At 68.9% G+C, this 18,637-nt stretch carries 19 protein-coding genes and 1 riboswitch; of the genes, 7 read left to right on the top strand and 12 right to left on the bottom strand.

Annotated elements, in window-relative coordinates:
• The first annotated feature begins 21 nt into the window (after positions 1-21).
• The 3 genes from NXI30_01640 to NXI30_01630 are packed head-to-tail and all read left to right on the top strand — an operon-like array spanning position 22 to position 3,969.
• On the top strand, positions 22-1,767 hold the full coding sequence (locus NXI30_01640) for an amidohydrolase family protein (protein MCR9092895.1): 1,746 nt from the start codon (positions 22-24) through the stop codon (positions 1,765-1,767).
• Between the two features lie 38 nt (positions 1,768-1,805).
• Positions 1,806-2,741 carry a cyclase family protein gene (locus NXI30_01635; protein ID MCR9092894.1) on the top strand — a complete coding sequence of 312 codons (936 nt, stop codon included), beginning with the start codon at positions 1,806-1,808 and terminating at the stop codon, positions 2,739-2,741.
• A 13-nt stretch (positions 2,742-2,754) separates the two neighbouring features.
• Positions 2,755-3,969, top strand: coding sequence for a cytochrome P450 (locus NXI30_01630; protein MCR9092893.1), 1,215 nt, complete (start codon positions 2,755-2,757; stop codon positions 3,967-3,969).
• A gap of 235 nt (positions 3,970-4,204) precedes the next feature.
• Here NXI30_01630 and NXI30_01625 read toward each other — a convergent pair whose 3' ends face one another.
• Positions 4,205-4,633 carry a nuclear transport factor 2 family protein gene (locus NXI30_01625; protein ID MCR9092892.1) on the bottom strand — a complete coding sequence of 143 codons (429 nt, stop codon included), beginning with the start codon at positions 4,631-4,633 and terminating at the stop codon, positions 4,205-4,207.
• A 107-nt stretch (positions 4,634-4,740) separates the two neighbouring features.
• Here NXI30_01625 and NXI30_01620 point away from each other — a divergent pair, with 107 nt between their 5' ends.
• From NXI30_01620 to NXI30_01610, 3 genes are read left to right on the top strand one after another with little or no spacing between them, the layout of a single operon-like run.
• The gene (locus tag NXI30_01620; GenBank protein MCR9092891.1) at positions 4,741-5,106 is read left to right on the top strand and encodes a hypothetical protein; all 366 of its coding nucleotides are present in this window, start codon (positions 4,741-4,743) and stop codon (positions 5,104-5,106) included.
• The gene (locus tag NXI30_01615) at positions 5,103-6,332 is read left to right on the top strand and encodes a phosphotransferase (protein MCR9092890.1); all 1,230 of its coding nucleotides are present in this window, start codon (positions 5,103-5,105) and stop codon (positions 6,330-6,332) included. The genes NXI30_01620 and NXI30_01615 overlap by 4 nt, the downstream gene beginning before the upstream one ends.
• Positions 6,329-7,252 (top strand): hypothetical protein, encoded by a 924-nt coding sequence (locus tag NXI30_01610; protein MCR9092889.1) that lies wholly within the window; start codon positions 6,329-6,331, stop codon positions 7,250-7,252. Before NXI30_01615 ends, NXI30_01610 begins: the two co-directional genes overlap by 4 nt.
• Positions 7,253-7,274: 22 nt before the next feature.
• On the opposite strand, the gene NXI30_01605 is transcribed toward NXI30_01610, so the two are convergent.
• From NXI30_01605 to NXI30_01560, 10 genes are all read right to left on the bottom strand, one after another.
• Positions 7,275-7,451, bottom strand: a complete 177-nt coding sequence (locus NXI30_01605) for a hypothetical protein (GenBank protein ID MCR9092888.1) — start codon at positions 7,449-7,451, stop codon at positions 7,275-7,277.
• 72 nt (positions 7,452-7,523) lie between these two features.
• Complete coding sequence (locus NXI30_01600; protein MCR9092887.1) at positions 7,524-7,820, bottom strand: hypothetical protein; 297 nt, start codon at positions 7,818-7,820, stop codon at positions 7,524-7,526.
• 24 nt (positions 7,821-7,844) lie between these two features.
• Positions 7,845-8,936 (bottom strand): hypothetical protein, encoded by a 1,092-nt coding sequence (locus NXI30_01595; GenBank protein ID MCR9092886.1) that lies wholly within the window; start codon positions 8,934-8,936, stop codon positions 7,845-7,847.
• Positions 8,937-8,982: 46 nt separating this feature from the next.
• Positions 8,983-9,450 (bottom strand): hypothetical protein, encoded by a 468-nt coding sequence (locus NXI30_01590; protein ID MCR9092885.1) that lies wholly within the window; start codon positions 9,448-9,450, stop codon positions 8,983-8,985.
• A gap of 85 nt (positions 9,451-9,535) precedes the next feature.
• Complete coding sequence (locus NXI30_01585) at positions 9,536-10,813, bottom strand: MFS transporter (GenBank protein ID MCR9092884.1); 1,278 nt, start codon at positions 10,811-10,813, stop codon at positions 9,536-9,538.
• A 1-nt stretch (position 10,814) separates the two neighbouring features.
• Positions 10,815-12,026 (bottom strand): cytochrome P450, encoded by a 1,212-nt coding sequence (locus NXI30_01580; GenBank protein MCR9092883.1) that lies wholly within the window; start codon positions 12,024-12,026, stop codon positions 10,815-10,817.
• Between the two features lie 92 nt (positions 12,027-12,118).
• Entirely contained in the window at positions 12,119-13,489 is a 1,371-nt protein-coding gene (locus NXI30_01575) for an MBOAT family protein (GenBank protein MCR9092882.1), read from the bottom strand.
• Positions 13,489-14,496, bottom strand: coding sequence for a hypothetical protein (locus tag NXI30_01570; protein MCR9092881.1), 1,008 nt, complete (start codon positions 14,494-14,496; stop codon positions 13,489-13,491). The genes NXI30_01575 and NXI30_01570 overlap by 1 nt, the downstream gene beginning before the upstream one ends.
• 49 nt (positions 14,497-14,545) lie before the next feature.
• Complete coding sequence (locus NXI30_01565; GenBank protein MCR9092880.1) at positions 14,546-14,974, bottom strand: hypothetical protein; 429 nt, start codon at positions 14,972-14,974, stop codon at positions 14,546-14,548.
• Positions 14,975-15,003: 29 nt separating this feature from the next.
• Positions 15,004-15,975 (bottom strand): hypothetical protein, encoded by a 972-nt coding sequence (locus NXI30_01560; protein ID MCR9092879.1) that lies wholly within the window; start codon positions 15,973-15,975, stop codon positions 15,004-15,006.
• 140 nt (positions 15,976-16,115) lie between these two features.
• Between NXI30_01560 and NXI30_01555 the strand changes: the two genes are divergently transcribed.
• Positions 16,116-17,033, top strand: a complete 918-nt coding sequence (locus NXI30_01555) for an alpha/beta hydrolase (GenBank protein ID MCR9092878.1) — start codon at positions 16,116-16,118, stop codon at positions 17,031-17,033.
• Here NXI30_01555 and NXI30_01550 read toward each other — a convergent pair.
• Positions 17,030-18,373, bottom strand: a complete 1,344-nt coding sequence (locus tag NXI30_01550) for an HDOD domain-containing protein (GenBank protein ID MCR9092877.1) — start codon at positions 18,371-18,373, stop codon at positions 17,030-17,032. The genes NXI30_01555 and NXI30_01550 overlap by 4 nt on opposite strands.
• A gap of 10 nt (positions 18,374-18,383) precedes the next feature.
• Positions 18,384-18,470: riboswitch (cyclic di-GMP riboswitch) on the bottom strand.
• Positions 18,471-18,637 lie beyond the last annotated feature (167 nt).

The raw sequence follows: 18,637 nt of genomic DNA, 5'->3' as shown, positions 1-18,637 counted from the left end.
AGCCGAGGCCGAACGGGCTCGGTGATCGCTTCTCGGCGAACGCAGGAGGGCAGGGTGGCCTTCGACCTCGTGATTCGTGGCGGCCTCGTGGTCGATGGCTCTGGAACGGGCGGCTACCGCGCCGACGTGGGGATCCAGGGCGATCGGATCGCCGCGATCGGTCGCCTCGGGGAGCGGGGTCGCGAGGAGATCGACGCGGACGGCCTCGCCGTCACGCCGGGCTTCATCGACGGCCACACCCACTTCGACGCCCAGGTCTTCTGGGATCCGTGCGGCGCAAACTCGTGCTGGCAGGGCGTGACGAGCGTCGTGATGGGCAACTGCGGCTTCACGATCGCGCCGGTCCACGACGACGCGCGCGCCCTCGTCCTCCGGAACCTCGAACGGGCCGAGGACATCGACGCGACGGCGCTTGCCGAAGGGATCGACTGGACCTGGCAGACTTTTCCCGAGTACCTCGAGGCCCTCGACCGCGTCCCCAAGTCGATCCACTATGCGGCGAACATCGGACACTCGGCGCTCCGGACCTGGGCGATGGGCGAACGGGCCTTCGAGGAGGAGGCCGACGAAGACGATCTCCGGCGCATGCGGGAACAGCTGAAGGCGGCGCTCGTCGCCGGCGCGATCGGCTTCACGACCTCCCGCAGCGAGCACCACGAGACTTCCGACGACCGCCCCGTCGCGTCCCGGATCGCGAGCTGGGACGAGCTCCACGCCCTGGTCGACGTGATGGGCGAGCTCGGGATCGGGATGCTCGAAGGCGGGACGGAGGGCTTCCTCTCGGCCGACCCGGAGGAGCGCGAGGTCGTCTTCGAGCACGTCCGGCGGATCGCGGTCGAGCAGGGCGTCCCCGTGACCGCCGGGCTGATCGCGACCCGTGAGGGCGGACGCGCGATGCTCGACCGGATCGACCGGATCGCCGCGGCGGGGGGCCGGATGATCGGTCAGAGCCATTGCCGCGGGATCTCGGTCCTGCTCGGGTTCCGCACGCGGCTGCCCTTCGACGTCCTGCCGGAGTGGATCCCGTTCCGCGAGCAGCCGATCGAAGAGCAGAAGCGCGCTTTGCGCGATCCGCAGACCCGGGCGCGCCTCGCAAAGGCGGCCATGGAAGGCGACTACGATCGCTGGCGCGGGATCGGTGCGATGCCGCGGAAGCCGGACTGGGACCGGCTCCGGGTCTACGATCGCGGCTTGCCGCCGTGGCCGACGGTCGGGGAGGTCGCCCAGGCGCGGGGGGTGTCGCCGGCGGAGGCGATGATCGACCTCGCGCTCGAGAGCGACTTCGAGCGGCTCTTCATCCAGCCGAGCCTCTATCCGCAGGACGAGGAGGTGTTGCTCGACGTGCTGCGCCACCCGCGGACCGTCATGACGTTCTCGGATTCCGGCGCGCATCTGAGCCAGATCTGTGACGCCTCGATCCAGACCCATCTGCTCGGGCACTGGGTGCGCGATGCAGGGGCCTTCACGCTCGAAGAGGGCGTGCGCATGCTGACCCTCGAGCCGGCGCAGGCCTGGGGCTTCACGGATCGCGGGTTGCTCCGGGAAGGCATGCTGGCGGACCTGAACGTGTTCGATCCCGCCGCCGTGGGTCCTGCCGTGCCACGGCTCGTCGACGATCTGCCCGGTGGGGGTCTGCGTCTCTCGCAGGGCGCGATCGGCTTTGCGACGACGGTGGTCGCGGGCGAGATCGCCTTCCGGGACGGGGCGTCGACGGGGCGACATGCCGGGCGCTTGATCCGGAATCGTCGCGTTGCGGGAAATGGTTGACGGCTTCGGCCGCGAGGAATCAGTAGGAGGACCAGCCGATGGCCGCGCCGACCAAGGAAGCGCTCGACCAGTATTTCGAATCGCTCTCGAACTGGGGGCGCTGGGGCGAGGACGACGAACGGGGGACGCTCAACCACCTGCGTCCGGAGCACGCGGCGCGCGCCGCCGGATTGGTTCGCGAGGGACGCTCGATCAGCCTCGCACACGATCTCGAGCTCACGCCGTCGCCGGAGACCCCGGTGCCCGCCCAGCACCACATGCTGGCAGCGGGAGATGCGCGCGACGAGAGCGGCTTCCCCGGCTACGAGGCCGCGCGGGATTTCGTCGGCGCCCACGTGCACGGTCTCGGGGTCACGCACATCGACGCGCTCTGCCACATGTTCGTACGCGGGAAGATGTACAACGGGTTTCCGGCGGAGGACGTGCGCAGCGATGGCGCGCGTCGGAACACGCTCCTCAGCTTCGCCGATGGCGTCGTGGGCCGCGGCGTCCTGGTCGACTTCGCCCATGCGCGCGGGACGGAGTACATCGATGGCAACGAAGCGATCCGGCTCGAAGAGGTCGAAGAGACGCTCGAGCGCCAGGGAGCGGTCGTCGAGACGGGGGACATCCTGCTCGTGGCAAGCGGGCGTTGCGCGCGCCGGCGCCTCGCGGGCGGGCCCCTCGATCCCGCGGACGGGATGGTCGGCCTCCACGCCGAGTGCCTTCCCTGGCTGCGCGAGCGCGAGATCTCGGTGCTCGGGAGCGACGGCATCTCGGATCCGCTTCCGGGACTCGGGATTCCGGAATGGCCCTTTCCGATCCATCAGGTCGGCATCACCGGCCTCGGTCTTCCGCTGATCGACAACCTCGCCCTCGGTGAACTCTCGGAGGCTTGCGCTTCGGCGGGGCGTTGGACCTTCCTGTTCACGCTCGGGGCGATGCGCGTACCGGGCGCGACCGGTTGTCCCGTCAATCCGATCGCGGTGATGTAGGGGCCGCCCGTCCATGATCCCGGATCACGTCCCCGACGAGCTCGTCCACGCCTTCGACTTCCGTCTCGACCCGCGGATCGCGACCGATCCGTGGACGTTCTTCGCGAGCGCCGCGGATCTGCCCGAGGTCTTCTGGTCTCCGGACCTGGGCGGCCACTGGGTTCTCGCCCGCGCGGCGCGGATCGAAGAGGCGTGGATGCGTCCGGACCTCTTCTCGGCGAAGAGCGTGAGCGTGCCGCGGATCGACAGCCCGTACCGACTGATCCCGAACAACCTGGATCCGCCGGAGCACCGCGCCTACCAGCAGATCTTCACCCGCCAGATGTTCGCCCCGCGGATCATCGACGCCCTCGCCGACGAGTTTCGCGCGATGACCCGGGATCGGATCGACGACTTCTTCGAGACCGGCCGCGCCGACTTCAACGCGGAGTATGCCGAGCCGCTTCCGGTCCAGATCTTCCTCAGCATGCTCGGCGTCTCGCCGGATCGTCGCGGAGAGTTCGACTCCGGCGTCCAGCGCGTCTTCCGCGGGACGACGCCGGAGGACGTCTTCGGCGGCATGACCGAGGTCGCCCAGCTGCTCGACGCCTGGATCGAGGCCGAGAGGGTCGACCGCGACGCGCCTCGGGACGCGCACGTCCTCGAGGCCATGCTGCGCGCGGAGATCGATGGGCGGCGACTCGACAAGGCGGAGCTCACGAGCATGGCGACGATGCTGATGCTGGCCGGACTCGACACGGTCACGAGCGCGACGCTCCACCAGATCCTCTTCCTGGCGACCCACCCCGAGCATCGCCAGCAGCTGATCGATGACCCCGCGAAGATCCCGAACGCCGTCGAGGAGCTGCTCCGTCGCTTCAGCGCTCCGAATCTGGGTCGGATCGTCGCGAAGGACTGCTCCTTCGCCGGCGTCCCGATGCGCGAAGGCGACATGGTCCTGCTCTCGACCACGATCGCGGGGCTCGACGCCGACCGGTTCGAACGGCCCTTCGAGGTCGACTTCGATCGCCCGGGACTCAAGGCCGACTCGCTCTCCTTCGGGACCGGCATCCACATGTGCAGCGGCCACGCGCTCGCGCGCACGGAGCTGGCGATCACGCTCCAGGAGCTGCTGCCCCGTCTCCCCAATCTGCGCCTCGCCGAGGGGGCGGAGATCCGATACGCGTCGGGCGGGACGCTGACGATCACCACGCCCGTTCCGCTCGAGTGGGACGTCCAGGGGGCGTAGCGGTGATCGCGCGTCAGGTCGGCGGATACCGAGCTCGGCTTCGTCCCGAGCGAGACCGGGAGCTACGTGATCGAGGCGACCCGGGGCGAGTCGGCGCGGACGGCGCGGGGGACCTATCGGCTCTCGGTCGTGCCGGAGCCGGGCTTCGTCGTCCTGCTGGGCGTGGGGTTCCTGGCTCTGTCGGGCGGGCCTCGAGGTCATCGGTCGCAGAGAGGCACCCGTCGGCCGGTCGGCATCAGCCCGTCCAGGCCCGCTCCTCGACGCGATGGACGATCCGCCAGCCGACGTCGCGGCGCTCGAGCGCGTCGTTGTAGAAGATCCCGGTATGCGTCAGCCGTCGCTCTCCGTCGATCTGCATCGTGACGTGACACGCGACCGGGACCCGGGTCCGCGCACTGGCCCCATCGAGCTCGAGGCGTAGCCCGCCGGTCGTTCGCTGGGCCTCGACCATCGTCCCGCGGAGGCCGAGGAGCCAGGCCCGGTAGTCGGCGTAGCTGCACTCCGGTTGGCCGAAGTCGGAGAGGTCGACGCGGGCATCCGCGGCGAAGGTCGTGTCGTAGGCGTCCATGTCGAAGGCCTCGGCCGCCGCCAGCTGGCGGTCGTAGAGGTCCATGATGGCGAAGCGATCCTGCATCTCTTCGAGGGTGTAGCGGCGGTCCGGCATGGCTCTCCCGATCGACGCGCGTCGAACGCGCGCGGAGATTGTAGGCGAGTCTCCGCCCGTCTAGGATGACCAGGGCGGAGCGACGCCCATAAGCCGAGGAGTGGGACATGATCACGTTCACGTTCGTCAAGAAGCGCGAGGGCTGGACCGACGAGGCGTTCTTCGAGCGCTGGGCCGAACACACCCGGGACTTCGATCTGGTCGACCACCCCTACATCACGAAGAACCGGCTCCTCCTGATCCAGGGCCCGACGCCCTACGTGGGAATCGCCGAGAACCACTGGCCCGACGCCGAGAGCCTCGCCGCGACGTCGCAGTTCTACGAAGAGACCGAACGCGGCCGGGCCCATTGGACAGACCTCGAGAGCTTCATGGACATCGAGGGATCGCCGACGGTCGTCGTCGATCAGGAAGTCGACGTCGGTCCGGAGGGGATCGTCCGGCTCTTTCCCGTCGTCGAGTCCGGCGAGTGAGTCCGACGGACTCGATCCCGCTGGCGGACGACCTGCGTGGATGGGTCGAGCGGGTGACCGCGGGCACGGTGGTGGCGAGCGTTTCGCACCACGAGGGTGCGAGCCGATCGGCGTGGAACGTCGACGTCGAAGTCGACGGAGCGCCGCGGCCGCTCTTCCTCCTCCAGGACAAGCGGGAGGGCGGCGGGAGCGCGCGGGATTCGGTCGTGCTCAGGGCCCTCGCGGGAAGCGGGGTCCCCGTTCCCGAGGTGGTCGCTACGAACGACGCGCACGCGGCGATCCTGCTCTCGCGGCTTCCCGGCCGATCGGATTTTCCCGCGCCGGACCAGCCGAAGGCGCTTCAAGAAGAAGCCGCCGCGGATCTGATGGCCCTCACGGCGAAGCTCCACGGTCTCGATCCGAACACGCTCGACATCCCGCACCTCACGCTCCCGGCCGCACCCGAAGACTGCGCGCGGGGGACGATCGCGCAGGCGCGAGGGGCCGCGGCGGCGCTCGGGGAGACCGCCGACCCCTTCTATTCGTTCGCGCTCGATTGGCTCGGGGCGAACGTGCCGACCTCTGTCGATCGCTATTCCCTCGTCCACAGCGACATGGGACCGGGCAACTTCCTCTACGAGAAGGGGCGGGTGACCGGGATCGTCGACTGGGAGGTCGCGCATTTCGGTGATCCGATGGAGGACCTGGCGGCGGTCGCGATTCGCGACATGGCGACGCCGATCGGAGACCTCACGCTTCGCTTCGAGGAGTACGCGAAGGCCTCGGGACGTCCCGTCGACCTCGCGCGGGTCCACTACTACCGCGCGCTGGTCCTCGTTCGGAACAGCTTGATGATCGGGCTCGGACTGGCGCATCCGACGGCGGCCACCGACGTGGAGGAGATGACCATGTACCAGACGCTGCTGGTCCGCGCGGCGGCGCTCGTCCTCTGCGACAACCTCGGGATCGCACGACCCGCGCCGCCGTCTTCCGCGGAGGATGGGCTCGCGGAGGAGCGCGAGGCGATCGCCGCGCTCCTGGGACGTGATCCCGAGTCGTTCCAGGACGCGCCGGCGATCGACGCGGTGCTCCGCGGGGTGTCGGGTTCGGGTGAGCCCCTTCCGGACGAGCGCGTCGCCGATCTGGCGCGCTTCTACGCGAAGCGGATGCATCGACTCGCCGAGACGCGGAAGGCGCTCCTCGGCCCTCTCTTCGGGCGTCTGCCCCAGCCGCTGGTGACGCGATGATCGGTCGGGATCCCGCGCTGGTCGTGACGGCGACGGACGATGCCTTTCATCGGCCGGCGTCCGATGATCCGTCCTGGATCGAGACGATGTGGTTTCCGTTCTTCCTCCCCGAGGAGTCGCTCTCGGCGTCGGTTCGTGTTCGCGTCAGTCCGAACCTGGGAGAGCTCGAGGCGACGGTCGCGGGCTGGACGGGGGACTCGCAGGGGCTCTTCGGAGACCGGATGACGGTCTCGCTCGACGGCGAACCGGATCTGCTTCGACTGGACGTCGAGGGCCGGCTCCAGATCGAATGCCTGTCGCCGCTCACGCGCTATGCGCTCCGCCACGAAGGGCCGCACTCGTCCCTCGATCTCACCTTCGAAGCGATGATGCCGCCGAACCCCGTTCCGCCAGAGGCGTCGCCGGGCATGTTCGCGGGGCACTTCGAGCAATCCGGGCGGGCCACTGGCCGTCTGTCGCTCCACGGACGGGACGTCGAGGTCGACAGCCACACCATCCGGGACCGGTCCTGGGGACCGCGCCACATGCCCGAGCGGCTGCGCCTCGGCAACGCCTACGCGACCGGCGAGGGGCACGCGTTCTTCGCCTACATCCGGCCCGACGACGACGGACGGGAAGCCGTCACCCACGGCTATCTGCTCCGAGACGGTGTGGAGGCCGCGCTCGTCGACGGCGTTCGCGAGACCACGCTTCGCGACGGGATGCCCGTGGCCGCCCGGCTCGAAGCGGAAGACGCGGCGGGGCGGCGGCTCGAGGTCACGGGGACGTGCGTGAACACCATGGCGTCGAATGCCGGGAATGGCGTCTACGCCGTTTTGAACCTCGTGCGCTGGGATGGCGCGGGATGCGTTCTCTGGGGTGAGAACCACGACGTCTGGTCCGAGACGGACTGGCTCGCGGCGGGGCGTGCGCGGCTCTGAAGTCGTTCACCCGGTCGCGGCGCTAGGCGGGGTCCTGCGACAGAGAAGCCACTACTTCGTCGATCAGCGGCGCGAGCTTCTCCGCGACCGCCTCATCCGATCGATCGAGGTAGTCCGACGGCACGACGATCAGCGGCAGGTCGGGGAGGCCGTGCATCTTCGCGTGGGTACGCGCCGCGTGGGCGAAGGGCTCCGTCACGAAGGTCAGGGTGGGGGTGCCCTGCCTCTCCAGGTGGACCGCGTCGAGCAGACTGCCCGACGTGCAGGAGCCTCATTTGGCGAGGCCGTTGATCACCCCGTCGAAGCCGCTGAAGCGCTCGATCATCTCCGCCTCGGCGGGCCGGGACAGGACCGGCTTGATCTCGAGGTGGAAGTCGCGGATGCCGAGCCGTTCGCGGAGCGCCCGCTCGAGGACGCGGGTATAGCCCGGGAAGTGCGGGCCGGTCATGTGCTCGGGCTCATTGCTGAGGAAGCCGACTCGGCGCAGCGCCTCGGGCGAGCCGACTCGGCGCGCGAGCGACTTCGAACGTTCCGGCATGGCGCCGCGGGGGTCGACGAGCTCGATCATGGCGTTCCTCCTGTTCGATTCAGTCTAGTCCGTATCGAGCGAACGCGTGATCGCGAAGCCGCCGAGATGTCCCCAGGATGGGCAGACGGACGCGCAGGGGATGCTGTCGGCGCCGCTCACGACGACGTGGATCGCGTCGGGCGACGCCGTGACCGGGACACGGGACTCCGGATCCTGCTGGTCCACCCAGTCGGGCCACCAGTCGTAGTGAGCGCGTTCGGAGACCGCCGGGCGACCGTCCGCCTCGACGCGAATGTCGCCGAGCCGCCGGCGCGCGGTCTGCCAGAGGGCTTTCTGGACGCGCTCGCGGGTGAAGCCTTCGTTCGCGAGGGTCCGCGCCATCGACGGGCTGAAGACGACGAGGATCTCGCCCATCGTGTGCGTGTTCGAGTTGCCCCGCGCGCTCATCTGGTCCGCGACGAGCTCGAGCCAACGCTCGCCGACGCTTCCCTCGTCCGGCGTCGCGACGCCCCAGAGATTCGCGATCTGCGGGGACTCGCAGGCGAAGACCGTGACGGCGCTCTCGTCGTGGTCGAAGCCGCGGGTCTCGTGGAAGCGTGGCCACGGCGTGTTCCCGGGTTCTTCGGGCAGGCAGAACGCCATCCGCCCCGGATGGCCCATGATCTCCTGGACCGGCTCCCGCGGATAGGCCCCGCCCAGGTTCCAGAGCACGAGCCGGATGGCGCGGCCGATCGCGAGGTTGGCGCGCGCGCCGCCGCCGTTCCAGACCGACTCGCCCGTCGCCATCTCGAGCGCGTTCACGACGGGCCCGGACACGAGGACGAGTGGCCAGCACGGGTGGGTCGTCGTCACGACGCCCGCCAGATTGAAGCGCGGCTCGAGCATCGCCTCGATCGCCCGGAGCACGACCGGCATGTGCTCCGGTCGGCAACCGGCCATCGCGGCGTTGGCCGCGATCGCTTCGACGTTCGCGCTTCGTCGTCGCGGCGGGATCTCACCGACTTCGTGGTCGGCCGGGAGGCCCGAACCTTCGACCAAAGCGTCGACGACCTTTCGTTCGGGCGGGAAGGTCGGCAGTCCGTCGGTCAGACCGAGCCGATAGCTGAGCTCGGGCCATTCGCTCGCGTCGATCTTCGAGGGGAGCAATTCGGTCACGAGGCGGGTCCTCGTCTTCGCGGTCGACCCACGCGCGAAGCGCGCATCAGTCCATCCTCTCGCCGACCCAGTCCGGGAACTCGAGCGGCGGGTTCGGCAAGAGCTCGATCCCACGTTCCTTGCAGAAGGCTTCGTGTGCCTCCTTGTCCTCCGGAACGGCGCGCGGATCGCCCATCATGATCTCGTAGAGCAGCGCGCCCTCCGGGCCGCCGATGATCGGGCCGAACATCGCTCCCTTCTCCAGCGTCACGTGCATGCCCTTCGTGCATCGCTGGTCACCGATCACGATCTCGCCCTCGAGGACGTAGACGATGTGGTCGCTCATGTGTCCGTGACGTTCGATCACCATGCCCGGGTCGTAGCGCGCGTACAGACACAGCCGGTCCGGCGTCCACTCCAGGTACTTCTCCCAGACGGAGACCCGCTTGTCCCCGTGCATCTGGGCCTTCACTTCGTACCAGTCTTCCTCCTCGACGTGTCGGAAGGCGAGACGGGGTTCTTCGGATGTGCTCATGCATTCTTCCCTGGTCTCGAGGAACTCTCCGCGGGGACTCTTCGGTGCTCCAATACTAACGGACCGGATGACCGGCCGGACGTCTTCAGTGGAGACTTCGCATCGGCACGAACCAGAGCGAGAACCAGAGGCTCATGAGGAGCAGGGCGACGCCCATGCCGGCGAATGCGACCCGAGCGCCGAGCGCTTCCGAGGCCATGCCGATCGCGAAGGTGCCGAGCTGCGCCGCGTTCATCTGCATCGCGACGAGCGCCATCACACGCCCGCGAAAGGCATCGTCCACATAGGTCTGGGAAAGGACGTTCGAGAGCGAATTTCGGAGGGACTGGCCGGCACCGATGCAGAAGAGGAGCGGGAAGCTCAGCCAGACGCTCTCCGCGAAGGCGAAGGCGACGAAGACCAGCCCGAGCGCGGCGTTTCCGAACAGGACCGTTCGCCCGCGGTTCCGGGCGCGCATCGACGCGATTCGAAGCGTCAACGCGAGGGCGCCCAGACTCAGCGTGCTCATCATCGCGCCGAGCATCTCCGGCCCACCCCCCAACACGCCCTTCACGAATCCCGGAAGCAGATGCATGAAGGGCATCGAGAGGAACGTGAAGACGACGTTGCTGGCGAGGAGCATCCAGACCGCGGGGCGGCGCGCCACGTAGCGCCAGCCGTCGAGGAGCGAAGCGACCGGCCCCACGGAGTCGTCTCCCGTCGATCTCGTCGCTGCCTCGCGCTCGCGACGAACCCCCTCGGTCGCCCGATGGGCGCGGGCGAGGGCGACGACGGAGAGGACGAAGAGGCCGCTGATCGCGAAGTAGACGAACTCGGTCTCGGTCACGCCCAGCGCGACGCCGGCCGCGGCGGGCATCACGAGTCGCACCACGTTCATTCCGCCCATGTTCAGGGCCGCGGCGTTCATCAGTCGATTCGGGCTCATGATCTCGGGAATGATCGATTGCCACGCAGGCGCCAGCATTCCGAAGATGCCGCCCTGCGCGAACGTCGACACGAGGAGATGCCAGAACTCGAGGCGATCCAGGTAGAGGAGCGTCCCGATCCCGAACGCGAACGCCGCCATCAGGCTCTGCCCGATCTGGACGATCCGGAACTTCGGCCAGCGATCGGCGACGACGCCCCCGTAGAGCGTCGCGAGGATTCCCGGGACGACGCCGGCGAGGCCGAGGCCTCCGAGTGCGGCATAGGAGTCGGTGATCTCGAAGACGAGATAGCCGCGTACGAGGATCAAGCTGTTCGTCGCACCGAAGACGCCCAGGGAGGCGATGAAGAACCAGCGGAAGCCGAGGTCGGAGAGCGAGTCGAAGGTGCGGACGCGGTCGTGGGTCTCCGGCGGATCCGAGGCGGGTGCAGATCTCAACTCATGCCTCGGGCCCGGCGCTCCGTGACGTCCCCGCCCGGATCGCGTCGAGTCGTTCCGGACCGTACTCGAGGAAGACCGGCACGCCCTCGAACGTGAAGTCCGGGGCGAGGGCCACGTCGCCGGGGGCGAAGCATTCGACGAACGCGAGGGTGACCTCCTGGGCGACCAGGCGTGCGACGGCGGCGCCGATGCAGTGGTGGGCACCGCCGGAGAAGGAGATGTGGCGGGGCAGGCCCCGATCGAGACGGTAGGTATCCGGATCGGGGAAGACCGCCTCGTCGCGGTTCGCGGACGCGATCCCGACCAGGACCGAGTCGCCTTCCTCGATCGGAACGTCGGCGATCAGGGCGGGCTTGCGGCAGACGCGCATGACGAAGAGCACGGGCGGGTCGAGTCGCAGGCTCTCCTCGACCGCGGCGGGCACGAGCTCCGGTCGGCGACGCAAGGTCGCGTGCAGATCGGGCTCGCGGAGCAGGCGATAGAGGATGCTCCCGAGGAGGTTGGTCGTGGTCGAGATGCCGCCGAGCACGATGTGCGCGGCGAGCGTCCGGAGGACGGTCGGGGAGAGGGGCTCGCCGTGGTGTCGACTTCGCGCGAGGCGCGTGAGGAAGCTCGGATCGTCGTTCCGCCCGCGATGGGAGTCGACGAGTTCGTCCAGATAGTCGGCGAACTCGGGGAAGGCGCCGGCCAGGCCCTCGCCGCGCTCGGTCCGATTCATCGACGTCCACTCGCTGTGGAGGAGCTCGCGCGCCCAGGCGACGATCCGATCGGTGTCTTCGACCGGGAAGCCGACGAGGTGGAAGCTCGAGAGATTGCTGATGCGATCCGTGAAGGTCGAGATCAGATCGCGCTGCGAGTCGGGTTCCCAGTCGAGCAGGAGTCGGGTCGCTTCCCGTCGCACGAAGGGGCGTGCCGCCTCGACGGCATGCTTGTCGAAGGAACCGCGAAGGATCCGACGCAGCACCGGATGTCGCGGCGGATCCATCTCGCCGAGCATGCGCTCCTCGTCGGGCATCTCGACGGCCTTGAAGCCGTTGCCGTTCGCGAAGGTGAACGGATCGCGAAGCACCGTCCAGCAGTCGGCCATCCGAGCCACGTAGACCTGCCCGCCGTCGAGGCGGACCACGGGCGAGTCCCGACGCCAGCGCGCGAGGAGGGGACCCATGTTCTGGGTCTGCCGATGGTCGTGGAGGTCGATCGCGTGGTCCATCCCGTCCCTCGATCTGCGCGCAAGAGACGTCGCGCCGGGGCCGGAGCCCAGCGTAGCGAGTCGTTGCGGATCGGGTGGGTCGTCCGCCGGACTCAGAACTGGAAGTAGATGAAGTCCGGTCCGCGGCTGCTGCGCAGGGTCAGAATCCCCAGGAAGAGCAGGGACGCGCCGAGCGCGCGCCACGGCAACGTGCGCTCCTCCCAGCGCTCGCCGAGCCGTGCGCGCGAGACCACGTCCAACGTGGTCTGGATCACGAGCGGTGTCGCGCAGACGAGCACGTGCACGAGGAGGAATCCGGCGAATCGCCAGTCCGCTTCGGGTGCTGCCATCGGATCGAGCGTCAGGAGTCGCCAGAGCCAGTCGCCATCGCTCTCACGGAAGATCAACCAGCCGACGTGGGTCAGCGCGAACGTGCCGAGGATCTGGAGCGGCGCTGCCCAGCGCGGGGGTGAGGGAAGCCGTTGGGCGAGCAGGAGCAGCACGCCCCAGTAGGCGCCCCAGATCACGAAGTTCCAGCTCGCCCCGTGCCACAGCCCGCTGACGAGGAACACGATCAGGAGGTTGATCCCGTGGCGACGACGGTTCCCGCCGAGCGGGATGTAGACGTAGTCGCGAAACCAGGTCGAGAGCGTGATGTGCCAGCGTCGCCAGAACTCGCTCGGTCCGCGCGCCAGGTAGGGATGGCGGAAGTTCTCGGCGAGCTCGAAGCCCATCAGGCGGGCGGTTCCCCGCGCGATGTCCGTGTAGGCCGAGAAGTCGGCGAAGATCTGGACGCCGAAGCCGAGGACGCCGACCCAGAGCAGCGGCCAGCTCGGATCGTTCAGGCTGAAGATGCGGTCCACCGTGATCGAGACGTTGTCCGCGATCACGAGCTTCTTGAAGAAGCCCCAGACCATCAGCAGGATGCCCTCGCGGACGGCGACCGCATCGAAGCGCCGCTCGTTCGCGACCTGGGGCAGCAGTCGCTGGGCGCGTTCGATCGGACCGGCGACGAGCTGGGGAAAGAACGAGACGTAGACCGCGTAGTCGAGCAGGTCGCGGTGGGGTTCGAGGCGTCCCCGATAGACGTCGATCGTGTAGGCCAGGGTCTGGAACGTGTAGAAGCTGATGCCGACCGGCAGGATGAACCGCAGCGTCGGCTCGGAGAAGCCGAGGCCGAGGGCCAGGACGTTCTCGAGGAAGAAGTCCCGGTACTTGAAGTAGCCGAGCATGCCCAGGTTGACGGTCAGCGAGAGCGCGAGCCAGCGTCGACGTCCCGTCCCCCCGCGCGAGAGGCCGAGTCCGCAGGCGTAGTCGGTGAGCGTGCTCGTCGCGAGCAGCATCAGGAACCAGGGGTGGATCCAGCCGTAGAAGATTCCGCCGGCCAGGAGCAGGAGTGCGTTCTGACCGCGTCGGGGCAGGCGCCACCAGACCGAGAGAATGGCGGCGAGAAAGACCAGGTATTCGAAGGACTGGAAGAGCATCAGAGATCCAGCACCCGACGCGCGAAGAGCTCGGTCCAGTCGCGTTCGTGGGCTTCGGCGATGTGGTCGGCGGTTCCGTACCAGGCTCGCGGGACTTCGGGGTCTCCGGAGAAGTCGACGGTCTCGACGCCGTAGCGCTCGGCAGCGGCGAAGAGCGACTGATGCCAGGCCTCGACCTCGGGACCGTTGGGCCAGGTCCGGGTCTGGATCCGGACGAGCGTCAGCGGGATTCCCTCGTCGCGCGCGAGGGCGAGGAGCGAGGGCAGGGTGGAGCACCGCGTGCGCCGCTCGAACGCATCGACCTCGAGGGTCGCGCCGGCGAGCAGATCGTCCCCGACCGTCGGGCGGAGGTGGCCGAGTCCGAAGCGACGCCCGAGTGCCTCACGGAAGGCGTAGGGCTCGCTTCCCTGGTAGAGCGCTTCGGGAGCGAGGGCGAGGGCCACGTTCATGAGGTCGTCGGAGCGGATGTCCACCGTCGGCCAGAGCGTCTGGGTCAGCCGATAGGCGGCGGCACGGAATGCGTCGCCGGTCGTCGAGCAGTCCGCCTCGCCGATCGCCGCGAGGGCGGGCTCGTGCTCGCGGGACCAGGCGTGGCGCTGCTCCGGCGCGCGGGTGTACGTGTCGCCGAGCTCGCGGGTCCGGTAGAAGACGAAGACCCGCTCCGGGCGGGCCTCGCTCGCGACGAGGTGGTTCTTGAGTTGGAGGTACCAGTGCACGCCGCCGGTATTCGACTCGGCCTGGACGAGGACCGGGCCGCCGACGAGCGAGGCCAGGTGGTCCTCGTCGATCCGCGTGTAGGTGTTCGAGTTGCCGATGAAGAGGTAGCGGGGCTGGACGCGTTCGAGCTCGGCGATCGGCGAGGCATCGAAGGTCCGAGCGCCCGCCGGTTTCTCGCCCGTGCCGTAGCCGATCTCGACGGGGGTCGGCGTGAGATCCGGTCGGATCAGCGCGGGCAGGCCGAACACGATCACGAGAACGAGGATCAGATTTCGCAGGTCGGCGGACACGGCGCGATCGTCCTCTTCGTCGGGGGCTCGGAAACGTGGGCCCGTCGGGTCAGAGGCTTCGGCGGTCGAAAACCCTCACGTCGGTCTCCCGTACCGGGCGTCCCGTTTCTGCATCGTACCGGTAGAGGTGTCGCTTGAGTTCGAGTTGCCGTACGCGGGGATACGCCGCGAAGACCGCCCTCACGAGGTCGCTTGGATCGGTCTGGCGAAGCCAGGCCAGCTCCGCCTGGCGGTAGGCGGCCAGGGCCCGACGGGCCTCCGGACGCCGGCGCGGATAGCGCAAAAGGCGCCCCGACTCGGCCTCGACCCCCGATCCGTCGTCGATCGCGCGGAACTCGAACTGGGCCTGGAAACGCGGCGTCGTGTACATCGCCCAGCCGAAGAACTTCCAGGGGCTGACCCCGCTGTGCTGGACCCACGTGTAGTGGGCCACGGGCCACGCCGCGACGAGTCCGAGCAGCAGAATCATCGCGCGCACGCGCGTTCGGTACGTGTCCGGTCCGCGCCTCAATTGAGATTCCATCCGGGCAGCCAGCCCATGCGACTCGCGAAGGCGGCGAGATAGAGCGCGATCGAGATCGGCGCGAGCCGACGAAGCCAGTCCCGCTCCGCGAAGAGCAGGAGCAGGTTCAGGAAGAGCACGCCGAAGAAGAGCTCTCTCGCGCCCGCCTCGATCAGGACGAAGAGCGCGAACGCGGCGGGGATCGCCCAGGCGCGGGTTCGCTTCCAGACGAGGGCGAAGGGCAGGGCGAGCTCGCCCAGGTAGGCCACGTTCGACGCGACGAGCAGCATCGGGTCGGAGGATCGATAGCTCCCGAGGTCGGTCGCGCCGCCGGCGAGCCGTCGCAGCCGCTCGATCTCCTCGCCGGACACGGTGAATTGGAGAAACGAGAGGAAGCGTTCGTCGTGGGCGAGCTGCCAGGCGAGGAAGTCGCCGTGGAAGTAGGTGCCGTAGAGGACCTTCTGGAGACCGGTGCTGAAGAGCACGATCACCGTGAGCCACCGCAGCGTCGCCCTCGCGGCGAGCGCCTCTTCGTCGCGGGCGACGTCGAAGGTGGCGAGGACGACGAATACGAGGGCGAGGAGTCCCGCGTGATTGGCGGCCGCCGGAAAGAGGAGGGCGTGCATGCCGAGGGCGGCGGCGACCAGGATCGGCATCGCCCACGCCGCACGGCCCCTCGCGCGGTCGAGCACGTCCTCGTCGACGGTCCGCCGCCTTCGCAGGATCCACGGCGCCAGCTGTAGACCGAGCGAAAGCACCGCGACGGCCACGACGCCGCGCATGGCGAGCGCGCGCGGCGTCGCCTCTCGCGCCCACCCACCCATCTCCAGGACGAGATGGGTCGTAACGAGCAGGCCCAGGGCGAAGAGCTGGCGGCGGGCGACCGACCCGTTTCCGCCGGCGGTGAGGCCGAAGAGCCGTTCGAGCAGACGATCGTCGCCCTGCGATTCGTGCTGCACGCCGTCGGCCGTCGCCATGGTCCGCAGGGTATCGCAGGGGGATCATGCGCCCCGTCCGAGGGGGCTCTCGTCCCCGGCCGTCGCCTGCTAGAAAGGGTGTGTGCGCGGGGGCGGATCGTCCTTCCCCGCCCTGCGATCGACCGTCGGAGACCCTCCCCATGTCTACGAGCCCTTTCGACCCCGAGTACCAGTCCGCCGCCCGCTTCCTCCCGCGCGGTATCGCGCGTTCCTGGAACCTCCCGCTCCTCCGATTCCTGGGCGGCCTCGCGGGCCGCGGTGCGGATCCGGACGACGTCGAGTTCGACGACAGCGGAGCGGGACCGCTTCGGGTCCATCGGCCGACTTCGGCGGGGGATCGGCCGATGCCGGCGGTCCTCTGGCTCCACGGCGGGGGCTTCCTGATGGGGTCGCCCAAACAGGACGACGCGCTCTGTCGCTGGATCGCGGACGAGCTCGGTGCGGTCGTGGTCGCGCCGGTCTATCGACTGTCTCCGCAGCACGCCTTCCCCGCCGCGCTCGACGACGCCTACGCCGCGCTCACCTGGCTCGCGAAGCGCGACGACGTCGACGCGAGTCGGATCGCAGTGGCGGGCGCGAGCGCCGGCGGCGGTCTCGCGGCACAGGTCGCGCTGCACGCGCGGGAGAAGGGCGAGATCCGACTCGCGGCGCAGATCCTCGTCTACCCGATGCTCGACGATCGGACGGTCTTGCGGACCGACCTCGACGAGAGCGCCTTCCGTCTCTGGGACAACCGCTCGAACCGGATCGGCTGGTCGTCGTATCTGGGACACGAAGCGGGTGCGGCGGAGGCGGATCCGATCGCCGTTCCCGCGCGCAACGAAGACCTCGGCGGGTTGCCCACGACCTGGATCGGGGTCGGCGCTCTCGATCTCTTCTGCGACGAGGACATGGCCTACGCCGAGCGGCTGCGGGCTGCCGGAGTCGAGTGTGAGACGATCGTGGTCGACGGCGTCTTCCACGGCTTCGACGGAATCGTGGCGGACTCCGCGGCGACGAAGCAGTTCCGTGAGTCGATGCTCGGCGTGATGAAGAAGGCGCTCGCGGCGGAGGATTAGCCGAGGCGGACGGGTCGGTCGCCGGTCGTCTGGAGGCCGGACAGCTCCTGGTTCCAGCCGATCGTCTCGAGCGCCGCACGTTCGAGGTCCGGCCAGTCGAGGCCGAGCTTCGCCAGGTTCTCTGCGATCCCGACGGAGTCCTGCTCTTCGCGACACTCGACGAGGGCTAGGAGCTCGCCGACCGGACCCTCGCGCCGAAGCAGCGCCTTCTCGATCGAGTACTCGAGCGCGAGCTTGCGACAGACCTCCTTCACGCTCATGCCGAGGAGCGCCGGGGCGAGGGAGAGGAGGCCGGCGAGGGCGGCGCGATCGGGGTTCAGGTCGTCCTGCCCCGAGAAGCGCGCCAGGCGCTCCATCAGGGTGCTGCGGGTACTCGAGAGCTGGCAGAGCGGATCCGCGAGTCCGTTGGGATCGTCGCTTGCGAAGAGCAGGAGGTGGAGCCAGCGCATCAGGCGATCCCGACCGACCATCACGACCGCCTGCTCGACGGACTCGATCCGCTGGGCCGCGTCGTCGCGGACGAGGTTGGCCATCGAGAGCACGTTCATCGTGAGATGCGGCACGCGCTTCAGCTGCTTCGCGATCTCCTCCGCCGGCGTGTCGTCGTCGATCCGGCCGAGCAGCTCGAGCATCCGGCTCCGACGGATCGAGGGCCGAGCGCGCGCGACCTGCTCGGGGTGGGCGAAGAAATAGCCGAGCGCCAGGTGCCACTCCTGCTGCTCGAAGATCCGCTGCCCCCGCTCGGTCTCGATCCGCGTGGCGACGCGGACCAGCTGATGCTCGTTGAGCGTCCGGGCGATCTTGCGAAGGGCCGCCGACTTGTGCCGCGAGAAGTCGACTTTGGCGTACTGGACGAGCGGAAGCAGCACCTCGCGCGGGTCCTTGTAGTCGTAGTCGTCGAGACAGAGCTCGAAGCCGGCGCTCCGGACGAGATCGATTCGTTCCAGGAAGGTGTCGTCGATCTCGATCCCGGCAGGAATGTCGAAGATCAGGGGGACCTTCGGAAGGCCCGCGAGGTGTTCCGCGATCTCGAGCGTCGGGTCGGCGTTGACGAAGGCCGGCTGGTCGCCGATCAGCGTCGCCGGACCGAGCTCGGCGAAGGTCGCGAGCAGGACCTGCACCGTCGCGGCGAGCGGCGCGTCGAAGCTGGCTTCGGTGGCGCGCTCCGAATCGCGGAAGAGCAGGTCGTGTGCCACGACGCGACCCTTGCGATCGAGGATCGGTTGGCGCCCGACGAAGCAGAATTGCCGATCCTGATTCGTTCGTTCGGCGGGAGGGGCGAGCTGGGGGGATTCCGTGGACGGCGCGGGCGCCGTCTGTGCGTGGAGAGCGGGGGGCATCGGGAGCTCCTTCGACAGCCGTTCGACCCGCGGATCAAGTCCGGGAGGGCAACTGGCTTTGCGCCCCTGCGTTTCCGCAGGTTTGCCGTTTCGTGAAGCGGTCTCGGGGCCGACGTCCGGCCCTCGGGCGGGCGTGGCGACGAACCCATGAGACACCCGGTCTATCGTCCAGCCACGCGGGATCTTTACCCTGGGAGCGCGACGCCTCGCGCGTCGAAGCGGCACGATCCATGGACATGCGCGCCGGACGCGACCGTCTTGCAC

The organism is bacterium (genome assembly GCA_024742285.1).
In the GTDB taxonomy this organism is placed as follows: domain Bacteria; phylum Myxococcota_A; class UBA9160; order UBA9160; family UBA4427; genus UBA4427.
The sequence above is the reverse complement of the archived record's forward strand: the minus strand, read 5'-3'. Positions and strand labels throughout refer to the sequence as shown.

Bases quoted from the DNA above. Each gene is read 5' to 3' on its own strand.
- NXI30_01635 (MCR9092894.1), top strand. From the start codon at position 1,806: ATGGCCGCGCCGACCAAGGAAGCGCTCGACCAGTATTTCGAATCGCTC.
- NXI30_01630 (MCR9092893.1), top strand. From the start codon at position 2,755: ATGATCCCGGATCACGTCCCCGACGAGCTCGTCCACGCCTTCGACTTC.
- NXI30_01625 (MCR9092892.1), bottom strand. From the start codon at position 4,633: ATGCCGGACCGCCGCTACACCCTCGAAGAGATGCAGGATCGCTTCGCC.
- NXI30_01620 (MCR9092891.1), top strand. From the start codon at position 4,741: ATGATCACGTTCACGTTCGTCAAGAAGCGCGAGGGCTGGACCGACGAG.
- NXI30_01610 (MCR9092889.1), top strand. From the start codon at position 6,329: ATGATCGGTCGGGATCCCGCGCTGGTCGTGACGGCGACGGACGATGCC.
- NXI30_01600 (MCR9092887.1), bottom strand. From the start codon at position 7,820: ATGATCGAGCTCGTCGACCCCCGCGGCGCCATGCCGGAACGTTCGAAG.
- NXI30_01590 (MCR9092885.1), bottom strand. From the start codon at position 9,450: ATGAGCACATCCGAAGAACCCCGTCTCGCCTTCCGACACGTCGAGGAG.
- NXI30_01580 (MCR9092883.1), bottom strand. From the start codon at position 12,026: ATGGACCACGCGATCGACCTCCACGACCATCGGCAGACCCAGAACATG.
- NXI30_01575 (MCR9092882.1), bottom strand. From the start codon at position 13,489: ATGCTCTTCCAGTCCTTCGAATACCTGGTCTTTCTCGCCGCCATTCTC.
- NXI30_01560 (MCR9092879.1), bottom strand. From the start codon at position 15,975: ATGGCGACGGCCGACGGCGTGCAGCACGAATCGCAGGGCGACGATCGT.
- NXI30_01555 (MCR9092878.1), top strand. From the start codon at position 16,116: ATGTCTACGAGCCCTTTCGACCCCGAGTACCAGTCCGCCGCCCGCTTC.
- NXI30_01550 (MCR9092877.1), bottom strand. From the start codon at position 18,373: ATGCCCCCCGCTCTCCACGCACAGACGGCGCCCGCGCCGTCCACGGAA.